Origin of the sequence: Escherichia sp. 20412-1, assembly GCF_003027595.1 — a bacterium.
Classification (GTDB): domain Bacteria; phylum Pseudomonadota; class Gammaproteobacteria; order Enterobacterales; family Enterobacteriaceae; genus Escherichia; species Escherichia marmotae.
In genome coordinates, this window is sequence record NZ_PYQM01000068.1 from 1 (window position 1) to 10,654 (window position 10,654).

The 10,654-nt window shown below is 54.5% G+C and carries 14 protein-coding genes and 1 pseudogene; 13 read left to right on the forward strand and 2 right to left on the reverse strand.

All coding sequences use genetic code 11. The annotated features are described in order from the left end of the window. Positions 1 to 106 precede the first annotated feature (106 nt). The 3 genes from C7B16_RS24700 to C7B16_RS22995 all read left to right on the forward strand — a co-directional run bounded on the left by C7B16_RS24700 (position 107) and on the right by C7B16_RS22995 (position 1,491). Entirely contained in the window at positions 107 to 292 is a 186-nt protein-coding gene (locus tag C7B16_RS24700; RefSeq protein WP_143192628.1) for an Rz1 family lipoprotein, read from the forward strand. Positions 293 to 377: 85 nt separating this feature from the next. Beyond that, the gene (locus C7B16_RS22990; protein WP_033552860.1) at positions 378 to 602 is read left to right on the forward strand and encodes a hypothetical protein; all 225 of its coding nucleotides are present in this window, start codon (positions 378 to 380) and stop codon (positions 600 to 602) included. A 721-nt stretch (positions 603 to 1,323) separates the two neighbouring features. Further along, positions 1,324 to 1,491, forward strand: a complete 168-nt coding sequence (locus C7B16_RS22995) for a hypothetical protein (RefSeq protein ID WP_258182611.1) — start codon at positions 1,324 to 1,326, stop codon at positions 1,489 to 1,491. Between the two features lie 87 nt (positions 1,492 to 1,578). Here the strand turns inward: C7B16_RS22995 and C7B16_RS23000 are convergent. After that, positions 1,579 to 1,783: pseudogene (locus tag C7B16_RS23000) on the reverse strand (YlcI/YnfO family protein). A gap of 389 nt (positions 1,784 to 2,172) precedes the next feature. Between C7B16_RS23000 and C7B16_RS23010 the strand changes: the two are divergent. The 10 genes from C7B16_RS23010 to C7B16_RS23055 are packed head-to-tail and all read left to right on the forward strand — an operon-like array spanning position 2,173 to position 10,558. After that, a complete protein-coding gene (locus C7B16_RS23010) occupies positions 2,173 to 2,718 on the forward strand; it encodes a DNA-packaging protein (protein ID WP_000453587.1) in 546 nt (181 codons plus the stop codon). Then, complete coding sequence (locus C7B16_RS23015) at positions 2,693 to 4,618, forward strand: phage terminase large subunit family protein (protein WP_107180212.1); 1,926 nt, start codon at positions 2,693 to 2,695, stop codon at positions 4,616 to 4,618. Before C7B16_RS23010 ends, C7B16_RS23015 begins: the two co-directional genes overlap by 26 nt. Next, positions 4,615 to 4,821 (forward strand): phage head-tail joining protein, encoded by a 207-nt coding sequence (locus C7B16_RS23020; protein WP_000198149.1) that lies wholly within the window; start codon positions 4,615 to 4,617, stop codon positions 4,819 to 4,821. Before C7B16_RS23015 ends, C7B16_RS23020 begins: the two co-directional genes overlap by 4 nt. Further along, the gene (locus tag C7B16_RS23025) at positions 4,818 to 6,419 is read left to right on the forward strand and encodes a phage portal protein (RefSeq protein WP_025670869.1); all 1,602 of its coding nucleotides are present in this window, start codon (positions 4,818 to 4,820) and stop codon (positions 6,417 to 6,419) included. Before C7B16_RS23020 ends, C7B16_RS23025 begins: the two co-directional genes overlap by 4 nt. Beyond that, complete coding sequence (locus C7B16_RS23030) at positions 6,400 to 7,719, forward strand: S49 family peptidase (protein WP_097749582.1); 1,320 nt, start codon at positions 6,400 to 6,402, stop codon at positions 7,717 to 7,719. Before C7B16_RS23025 ends, C7B16_RS23030 begins: the two co-directional genes overlap by 20 nt. 9 nt (positions 7,720 to 7,728) lie before the next feature. Then, positions 7,729 to 8,061 (forward strand): head decoration protein, encoded by a 333-nt coding sequence (locus C7B16_RS23035; RefSeq protein WP_107180213.1) that lies wholly within the window; start codon positions 7,729 to 7,731, stop codon positions 8,059 to 8,061. Between the two features lie 55 nt (positions 8,062 to 8,116). Further along, on the forward strand, positions 8,117 to 9,142 hold the full coding sequence (locus C7B16_RS23040; RefSeq protein ID WP_097749581.1) for a major capsid protein: 1,026 nt from the start codon (positions 8,117 to 8,119) through the stop codon (positions 9,140 to 9,142). Between the two features lie 41 nt (positions 9,143 to 9,183). Beyond that, the gene (locus tag C7B16_RS23045; RefSeq protein WP_097749580.1) at positions 9,184 to 9,582 is read left to right on the forward strand and encodes a DNA-packaging protein FI; all 399 of its coding nucleotides are present in this window, start codon (positions 9,184 to 9,186) and stop codon (positions 9,580 to 9,582) included. Between the two features lie 11 nt (positions 9,583 to 9,593). Further along, positions 9,594 to 9,947: a head-tail joining protein gene (locus C7B16_RS23050; RefSeq protein WP_000752994.1), complete on the forward strand. Its 354-nt coding sequence runs from the start codon at positions 9,594 to 9,596 to the stop codon at positions 9,945 to 9,947. Between the two features lie 11 nt (positions 9,948 to 9,958). Continuing rightward, positions 9,959 to 10,558 (forward strand): phage tail protein, encoded by a 600-nt coding sequence (locus tag C7B16_RS23055; RefSeq protein WP_107180214.1) that lies wholly within the window; start codon positions 9,959 to 9,961, stop codon positions 10,556 to 10,558. A gap of 3 nt (positions 10,559 to 10,561) precedes the next feature. Here the strand turns inward: C7B16_RS23055 and C7B16_RS24705 are convergent. Beyond that, a partial coding sequence (locus C7B16_RS24705) for a transposase domain-containing protein (protein WP_143192629.1) occupies positions 10,562 to 10,654 on the reverse strand: 93 nt, incomplete at its 5' end.

The following is a 10,654-nucleotide window of genomic DNA, read 5'->3' on the forward strand; positions in this document are numbered from 1 at the left end:
AAAAAAGTCAGAGAACTGAAGCTGGCTGACGCCACCATTACTGACATGCAGCAGCGCCAGCGTGATGTTGCTGCACTCGATGCAAAATACACAAAGGAGTTAGCCGATGCGAGAGCTGAAAATGAAAATCTGCGCGCTGACGTTGCCGCTGGTCGCCGCAGCCTGCGGGTCAACGCCACCTGTGTGTCCGCCACAGACAAAACCACAGGCAGCGCCCGCGTGGGTAATGCAGCCCGCCCCAGACTGGCAGACGCCGCTCAACGGCATTATTTCACCCTCAGAGAACGGCTGATGACGATGCAGAAGCAGTTGGAAGGGGCGCAGGAATATATCCGTGGGCAGTGTATGAAGTAGTCTTTTTGTTATCCGGAGGACGTATGAAGAAATTACTGGTAACTGTAAAACCTTTTGAAGGAACAATTCCGTTCCGTATTTTGCAGCGTGGACGTGTTCTTTCTGAAGGTTCGTTCAGTGGTAAATGCACGAAATTATTCTCACGGACATACGAAGTGGATGCCACGAATGAAGCCCTCACCGTTGAGTGTGCGATGAATACCGATAAATGCCGGATGTTATCTGCTGAATTACAGCCGGTGTGCTGACTGTTCTTATTATCCATGCGCCGTATCGTCGCCGTATTCCCGCATTAACAGAGACCGCAGCCCGACGGGGAGACTCCTCTGCGTGAGTGTGCGGGAATAATCAGAAACGATGCACACCGGGTTTGCCGCGTAAACAGGCCGCGGATTACACCCATATGGTCGCCTGTCCGGTGCGATGGTGGAAGAAACCGGAACACTCAGTACTCACCTGGAATAAAAAAAAGCCGCAGGTGATATGCGGCATAAAATGGCACGAATTGAAGAGTGGTTTATCTTAGCGTTTATATTTTTATCTTATTTTTATGCTGTTGTTCAATTCGTTATTTTTGTTGGCTGATTTATCTGTTTATTTTGATGTAAGTGCTGATTTTTCACGTAATGCATAAAATTGATTTAATCTGAAGTTGTTATCATTTTGTCGGATATTCCGTAATGTTGAAATATTTTATTATATTTATGTATATATTCATGATGTGTAATTTTACATCACAGTGACAGTAACGCCCGTTGCAACCTGTGGTGTGGCGGCAGATGTTATCACAAGTAATAATGACTAGTAGTAAACTTTCATGCTAAATATTGAATAACTGTCTGTGAAATAATAAGTAATACCAGAGTTATTTTAGTCTTTTATCCTGCTCTTTTGTTTGTGCCCACGGGGCTTTCGACAAGCAGGAGCGTTACGTGGCTGAGATAAACATGCGCATGGAGATGTGAGAAGATGAAATTCCAGCTGGCACGAATTTATAAAGGTGAGTTATTTGCAGGTTTTGGTATTGCTGTAAATGGTGAATTGCTGGACGGGCAATTGTCTGTCCGGATTGATACAGAGGCGATAACACCACCTTCGGCGACGGTTGTCTTCAGTCTGACCAGAGAGAAAAATTGAAAACAGCATTGCCATTGATGTGCACGAAATCCTGATGCGTAAAAATACCGAATGAGAAGCCGTCATGTCCCTCATCATTGAAAACGGTCAGAGCCTCTCATTCTTTGCAACTGTTGCGCGATTAGCATGTCTTTCTGTCTGTTGTCAGTCTCCGGCGACAGGCTTCAATAACCCAGGCTGAAAAGTTACCGGACCCTTTTTGATCAAGAGCGATGTTAATTTGTTCAATCATTTGGTTAGGAAAACGGATATTGCGGGTTGTTGTTCTGCGGGTTCTGTTCTTCGTTGACATGAGGTTGCCCTGTATTCAGTGTCGCTGATTTGTATTGTCTGAAGTTGTTTTTACGTTAAGTTGATGCGGATCAATTAATACGATACCTGCGTCATAATTGATTATTTGACGTGGTTTGATGGCGTACACGCACGTTCTGATATGTAGATGATAATTATTATCATCTTTGTGGGTCCTTTCCGGCGATCCGGCAGGCTACGGGGCGGAAGGCGCGCGGGTTTTCGCTATTTATGAAAATTTTTCGGTTTAAGGCGTTTCCGTTCTTCTTCGCCGTAACTTAATGTTTTTATTTAAAACACCCCCTGAAAAGAAAGGAAACGACAGGTGCTGAAAACGGGCTTTTTGGCCTCTGTCGTTTCCTTTCTCTGTTTTTGTCCGTGGAATGAACAATGGAAGTCAACAAAAAGCAGCTGGCTGACATTTTCGGCGCGAGTATCCGTACCATTCAGAACTGGCAGGAGCAGGGAATGCCCGTTCTGCGAGGCGGTGGGAAGGGTAATGAGGTGCTTTATGACTCTGCCGCCGTCATAAAATGGTATGCCGAAAGGGATGCTGAAATTGAGAACGAAAAGCTGCGCCGGGAGGTTGAAGAACTGCGGCAGGCCAGCGAGACAGATCTGCAGCCAGGGACTATTGAGTACGAACGCCATCGACTTACGCGTGCGCAGGCCGACGCACAGGAGCTGAAAAATGCCAGAGACTCCGCTGAAGTGGTGGAAACAGCATTCTGTACTTTCGTGCTGTCGCGGATCGCAGGTGAAATTGCCAGTATTCTCGACGGGATCCCCCTGTCGGTGCAGCGGCGTTTTCCGGAACTGGAAAACCGACATGTTGATTTCCTGAAACGGGATATCATCAAAGCCATGAACAAAGCAGCCGCGCTGGATGAACTGATACCGGGGTTGCTGAGTGAATATATCGAACAGTCAGGTTAACAGGCTGCGGCATTTTGTCCGCGCCGGGCTTCGCTCACTGTTCAGGCCGGAGCCACAGACCGCCGTTGAATGGGCGGATGCCAGTTACTATCTCCCGAAAGAATCCGCATACCAGGAAGGGCGCTGGGAAACACTGCCCTTTCAGCGGGCCATCATGAATGCGATGGGCAGCGACTACATCCGTGAGGTGAATGTGGTGAAGTCTGCCCGTGTTGGTTATTCCAAAATGCTGTTGGGTGTTTATGCCTACTTCATAGAGCATAAGCAGCGCAACACCCTTATCTGGTTGCCGACGGATGGTGATGCCGAGAACTTTATGAAAACCCACGTTGAGCCGACCATCCGTGATATTCCGTCGCTGCTGGCGCTGGCCCCGTGGTATGGCAAAAAGCACCGGGATAACACGCTCACCATGAAGCGTTTCACCAATGGGCGTGGCTTCTGGTGCCTGGGCGGTAAAGCGGCAAAAAACTACCGTGAAAAGTCAGTGGATGTGGCGGGTTATGATGAACTTGCTGCCTTTGATGATGATATTGAACAGGAAGGCTCTCCGACGTTCCTGGGCGACAAGCGTATTGAAGGCTCGGTCTGGCCAAAGTCCATCCGTGGCTCCACGCCTAAAGTGAGAGGCACCTGCCAGATTGAGCGTGCTGCCAGTGAATCCCCGCATTTTATGCGTTTTCATGTTGCCTGCCCGCACTGCGGGGAGGAGCAGTACCTTAAATTTGGCGACAAAGAGACGCCGTTTGGCCTCAAATGGACGCCGGATGATCCCGCCAGCGTGTTTTATCTCTGCGAGCATAATGCCTGCGTCATCCGCCAGCAGGAGCTGGATTTCACTGATGCCCGTTATATCTGCGAAAAGACCGGGATCTGGACCCGTGATGGCATTCTCTGGTTTTCGTCATCCGGTGAAGAGATTGAGCCGCCGGACAGCGTGACTTTCCACATCTGGACGGCGTACAGCCCGTTCACCACCTGGGTGCAGATTGTCAAAGACTGGATGAAAACGAAAGGGGATACGGGAAAACGTAAAACCTTCGTGAACACCACGCTCGGTGAGACATGGGAAGCGAAAATCGGTGAACGTCCGGATGCTGAAGTGATGGCAGAGCGGAAAGAGCATTATTCAGCGCCTGTTCCTGACCGTGTGGCTTACCTGACCGCCGGTATCGACTCCCAGCTGGACCGCTACGAAATGCGCGTATGGGGATGGGGGCCGGGTGAGGAAAGCTGGCTGATTGACCGGCAGATTATTATGGGCCGCCACGACGATGAACAGACGCTGCTGCGTGTGGATGAGGCCATCAATAAAACCTATACCCGCCGGAATGGTGCAGAAATGTCGGTATCCCGTATCTGCTGGGATATTGGCGGGATTGACCCGACCATTGTGTATGAACGCTCGAAAAAACATGGGCTGTTCCGGGTAATCCCCATTAAAGGGGCATCCGTCTACGGAAAGCCGGTGGCCAGCATGCCACGTAAGCGAAACAAAAACGGGGTTTACCTTACCGAAATCGGTACGGATACCGCGAAAGAGCAGATTTATAACCGCTTCACACTGACGCCGGAAGGGGATGAACCGCTTCCCGGTGCCGTTCACTTCCCGAATAACCCGGATATTTTTGATCTGACCGAAGCGCAGCAGCTTACTGCTGAAGAGCAGGTCGAAAAATGGGTGGATGGCAGGAAAAAAATACTGTGGGACAGCAAAAAGCGACGCAATGAGGCGCTCGACTGCTTCGTTTATGCGCTGGCGGCGCTGCGCATCAGTATTTCCCGCTGGCAACTGGATCTCAGTGCACTGCTGGCGAGCCTGCAGGAAGAGGATGGTGCAGCAACCAACAAGAAAACACTGGCAGATTACGCCCGTGCCTTATCCGGAGAGGATGAATGACGCGACAGGAAGAACTTGCCGCTGCCCGTGCGGCACTGCATGACCTGATGACAGGAAAACGGGTGGCAACGGTACAGAAAGACGGACGGAGAGTGGAGTTTACGGCCACTTCCGTGTCTGACCTGAAAAAATACATTGCGGAGCTGGAAGTGCAGACCGGCATGACACAGCGACGCAGGGGACCTGCAGGATTTTATGTATGAAAACGTCCACCATTCCCACCCTTCTGGGGCCGGACGGCATGACATCGCTGCGTGAATATGCCGGTTATCACGGCGGTGGCAGCGGATTTGGTGGGCAGTTGCGGGCGTGGAACCCACCGGGTGAAAGTGTGGATGCAGCCCTGCTGCCCAACTTTACCCGTGGCAATGCCCGCGCAGACGATCTGGTACGCAATAACGGCTATGCCGCCAACGCCATCCAGCTGCATCAGGATCATATCGTCGGGTCTTTTTTCCGGCTCAGTCATCGCCCAAGCTGGCGCTATCTGGGCATCGGGGAGGAAGAAGCCCGTGCCTTTTCCCGCGAGGTTGAAGCGGCATGGAAAGAGTTTGCCGAAGATGACTGTTGCTGCATTGACGTTGAGCGAAAACGCACGTTTACCATGATGATTCGGGAAGGTGTGGCCATGCACGCCTTTAACGGTGAACTGTTCGTTCAGGCCACCTGGGATACCAGTCCCTCGCGACTGTTCCGGACACAGTTCCGGATGGTCAGCCCGAAGCGTATCAGCAACCCGAACAATACCGGCGACAGCCGGAACTGCCGTGCCGGTGTGCAGATTAATGACAGCGGTGCGGCGCTGGGATATTACGTCAGCGAGGACGGGTATCCTGGCTGGATGCCGCAGAAATGGACATGGATACCCCGTGAGTTACCCGGCGGGCGCGCCTCGTTCATTCACGTTTTTGAACCCGTGGAGGACGGGCAGACCCGCGGTGCAAATGTGTTTTACAGCGTGATGGAGCAGATGAAGATGCTCGACACGCTGCAGAACACGCAGCTGCAGAGTGCCATTGTGAAGGCGATGTATGCCGCCACCATTGAAAGTGAGCTGGATACGCAGTCAGCGATGGATTTTATTCTGGGCGCGAACAGTCAGGAGCAGCGGGAAAGGCTGACCGGCTGGATTGGTGAAATTGCCGCGTATTACGCCGCCGCGCCGGTCCGGCTGGGAGGCGCAAAAGTGCCGCACCTGATGCCGGGTGACTCACTGAACCTGCAGACGGCTCAGGACACGGATAACGGCTACTCCGTTTTTGAGCAGTCACTGCTGCGGTATATCGCAGCCGGGCTGGGTGTCTCGTATGAGCAGCTTTCCCGGAATTACGCCCAGATGAGCTACTCCACGGCACGGGCCAGCGCGAACGAGTCGTGGGCGCACTTTATGGGGCGGCGAAAATTCGTCGCATCCCGTCAGGCGAGCCAGATGTTTCTGTGCTGGCTGGAAGAGGCCATCGTTCGCCGCGTGGTGACGTTACCTTCAAAAGCGCGCTTCAGCTTTCAGGAAGCCCGCAGTGCCTGGGGGAACTGCGACTGGATAGGCTCCGGTCGTATGGCCATCGATGGTCTGAAAGAAGTACAGGAAGCGGTGATGCTGATAGAAGCCGGACTGAGCACCTACGAGAAAGAGTGCGCAAAACGCGGCGACGACTATCAGGAAATTTTTGCCCAGCAGGTCCGTGAAACGATGGAGCGCCGCGCAGCCGGCCTTAAACCACCCGCCTGGGCGGCTGCGGCATTTGAATCCGGGCTGCGACAATCAACAGAGGAGGAGAAGAGTGACAGCAGAGCTGCGTAATCTCCCGCATATTGCCAGTATGGCCTTTAATGAGCCACTGATGCTTGAACCCGCCTATGCGCGGGTTTTCTTTTGTGCGCTTGCAGGCCAGCTTGGGATCAGCCGCCTGACGGATGCGGTGTCCGGTGACATCCTGACTGCCGGAGAGGCACCCGCGACGCTGGCGTTATCCGGTGATGATGACGGACCACGACAGGCCCGCAGTTATCAGGTCATGAACGGCATCGCCGTGCTGCCGGTGTCCGGTACGCTGGTCAGCCGGACGCGGGCGCTGCAGCCGTATTCGGGAATGACCGGTTACAACGGCATTATCGCCCGTCTGCAACAGGCCGCCAGCGATCCGATGGTGGACGGCATTCTGCTCGATATGGACACGCCCGGCGGGATGGTGGCGGGGGCATTTGACTGCGCTGACATCATCGCCCGTGTGCGTGACATAAAACCGGTATGGGCGCTGGCCAACGACATGAACTGCAGTGCAGGTCAGCTGCTTGCCAGTGCCGCCTCCCGGCGTCTGGTCACACAGACCGCCCGGACAGGCTCCATCGGCGTCATGATGGCTCACAGTAATTACGGTGCTGCGCTGGAGAAACAGGGTGTGGAAATCACGCTGATTTACAGCGGCAGCCATAAGGTGGATGGCAACCCCTACAGCCATCTTCCTGATGACGTCCGGGAGACACTGCAGTCCCGGATGGATGCAACCCGCCGGATGTTTGCGCAGAAGGTGTCGGCATATACCGGTCTGTCCGTGCAGGCCGTGCTGGATACCGAGGCTGCAGTGTACAGCGGTCAGGAGGCCATTGATGCCGGACTGGCTGATGAACTTGTTAACAGCACCGATGCGATCACCGTCATGCGTGATGCACTGGATGCACGTAAATCCCGTCTCTCAGGAGGGCGAATGACCAAAGAGACTCAATCAACAACTGTTTCAGCCACTGCTTCGCAGGCTGACGTTACTGACGTGGTGCCAGCGACGGAGGGCGAAAACGCCAGCGCGGCGCAGCCGGACGTGAACGCGCAGATCACCGCAGCGGTTGCGGCAGAAAACAGCCGCATTATGGGGATCCTCAACTGTGAGGAGGCTCACGGACGCGAAGAACAGGCGCGCGTTCTGGCAGAAACCCCCGGAATGACCGTGGAAACGGCCCGCCGCATTCTGGCTGCAGCACCACAGAGTGCACAGGCGCGCAGTGATACTGCGCTGGATCGTCTGATGCAGGGGGCTCCGGCACCGCTGGCTGCTGGTAACCCGGCATCTGATGCCGTTAACGATTTGCTGAACACACCAGTGTAAGGGATGTTTATGACGAGCAAAGAAACCTTTACCCATTACCAGCCGCTGGGCAACAGTGACCCGGCACATACGGCAACCGCGCCCGGCGGATTGAGTGCGAAAACGCCTGTAATGACCCCGCTGATGCCGGATACTTCCACCCGTAAGCTGGTTGCGTGGGATGGCACCACCGACGGTGCTGCCGTTGGCATTCTGGCGGTTGCTGCTGACCAGACCAGCACCACGCTGACGTTCTACAAGTCCGGCACGTTCCGTTATGAGGATGTGCTCTGGCCGGAGGCTGCCAGCGACGAGACGAAAAAACGGACCGCGTTTGCCGGAACGGCAATCAGCATCGTTTAACCTTACCCTTCATCACTAAAGGCCGCCTGTGCGGCTTTTTTTACGGGATTTTTTTATGTCGATGTACACTACCGCCCAGCTGCTGGCGGCAAATGAGCAGAAATTTAAGTTTGATCCGCTGTTTCTGCGTCTCTTTTTCCGTGAGAGCTATCCCTTCACCACGGAGAAAGTCTATCTCTCACAAATTCCGGGACTGGTAAACATGGCGCTGTACGTTTCGCCGATTGTTTCCGGTGAAGTTATCCGCTCCCGTGGCGGCTCCACCTCTGAATTTACGCCGGGATATGTCAAACCCAAGCATGAGGTGAATCCGCAGATGACCCTGCGTCGCCTGCCGGATGAAGATCCACAGAATCTGGCGGACCCGGCTTACCGCCGCCGTCGCATCATCATGCAGAACATGCGTGACGAAGAGCTGGCCATTGCTCAGGTCGAAGAGATGCAGGCCGTTTCTGCCGTGCTCAAGGGCAAATACACCATGACCGGTGAAGCCTTCGATCCGGTTGAGGTGGATATGGGCCGCAGTGCGGCGAACAACATCACGCAGTCCGGCGGCACGGAGTGGAGCAAGCGTGACAAGTCCACGTATGACCCGACCGACGATATCGAAGCCTACGCGCTGAACGCCAGCGGCGTGGTGAATATCATCGTGTTTGACCCGAAAGGCTGGGCGCTGTTCCGTTCCTTCAAGACCGTCAGGGAGAAGCTGGATACCCGTCGCGGCTCTCATTCCGAGCTGGAGACAGCGGTGAAAGACCTGGGCAAAGCAGTGTCCTACAAGGGGATGTATGGCGATGTGGCCATCGTCGTGTATTCCGGACAGTACGTGGAAAACGGCGTCAAAAAGAACTTCCTGCCGGACAACACGATGGTGCTGGGGAACACTCAGGCACGCGGTCTGCGCACCTATGGCTGCATTCAGGATGCGGACGCACAGCGCGAAGGCATTAACGCCTCTGCCCGTTACCCGAAAAACTGGGTGACCACCGGCGATCCGGCGCGTGAGTTCACCATGATTCAGTCAGCACCGCTGATGCTGCTGGCTGACCCTGATGAGTTCGTGTCCGTACAACTGGCGTAATCATGGCCCTTCGGGGCCATTGTTTCTCTGTGGAGGAGTTCATGACGAAAGATGAACTGATTGCCCGTCTCCGTTCGCTGGGTGAACAACTGAACCGTGATGTCAGCCTGACGGGGACGAAAGAAGAACTGGCGCTCCGTGTGGCAGAGCTGGAAGAGGAGCTTGATGACACGGATGACGCTGCCGGTCAGGATACATCTGTCAACCCGGAAAATGCGCTGACCGGACATGAAAATGAGGTGGTATCAGCGCAGCCGGATACCGTGATTCAGGATACGGCTGCTCTGGTCACGGTCGTGGCACTGGTGACGCTGCATACCGATGCACTTCACGCCACGCGGGATGAACCTGTGGCATTTGTGCTGCCGGGAACGGCGTTTCGTGTCTCTGCCGGTGTGGCAGCCGAAATAACAGAACGTGGCCTGGCCAGAATGCAATAACGGGAGGCGCTGTGGCTGATTTCGATAACCTGTTCGATGCTGCCATTGCCCGCGCCGATGAAACGATACGCGGGTACATGGGAACGTCAGCCACCATGACATCCGGTGAGCAGTCCGGTGCTGTGATACGTGGTGTTTTTGATGACCCTGAAAATATCAGCTATGCCGGACAGGGCGTGCGCGTTGAAGGCTCCAGCCCGTCCCTGTTTGTCCGGACTGATGATGTGCGGCAGCTGCGGCGCGGCGACACGCTGACCATCGGTGAGGAAAACTTCTGGATAGACCGGATTTCGCCGGATGATGGCGGAAGCTGTCATCTCTGGCTTGGGCGGGGCGTACCGCCTGCCGTTAACCGTCGCCGCTGAAAGGGGGATGTATGGCCATAAAAGGTCTTGAGCAGGCCGTTGAAAACCTCAGCCGTATCAGCAGAACGGCGGTGCCTGGTGCCGCCGCAATGGCCATTAACCGCGTTGCTTCATCCGCGATATCGCAGTCGGCGTCACAGGTTGCCCGTGAGACAAAGGTACGCCGGAAACTGGTAAAGGAAAGGGCCAGGCTGAAAAGGGCCACGGTCAAAAATCCGCAGGCCAGAATCAAAGTTAACCGGGGGGATTTGCCCGTAATCAGGCTGGGGAATGCGCGGGTTGTCCTGTCCCGCCGCAGGCGTCGTAAAAAGGGGCAGCGTTCATCCCTGAAAGGTGGCGGCAGCGTGCTTGTGGTGGGTAACCGTCGTATTCCCGGCGCGTTTATTCAGCAACTGAAAAATGGCCGGTGGCATGTCATGCAGCGTGTGGCCGGGAAAAACCGTTACCCCATTGATGTGGTGAAAATCCCGATGGCGGTGCCGCTGACCACGGCGTTTAAACAGAATATTGAGCGGATACGGCGTGAACGTCTTCCGAAAGAGCTGGGCTATGCGCTGCAGCATCAACTGAGGATGGTAATAAAGGTAAGCGTCAACAGAGCGCCGTATTGACACTTATTTATCGGTGAAAACTACGTTCCATGGCAGCAGTTCGTCAACACGGTTGGAGGGCCATTCCGGCAGTACGCTCAGGATATGGCGCAGATA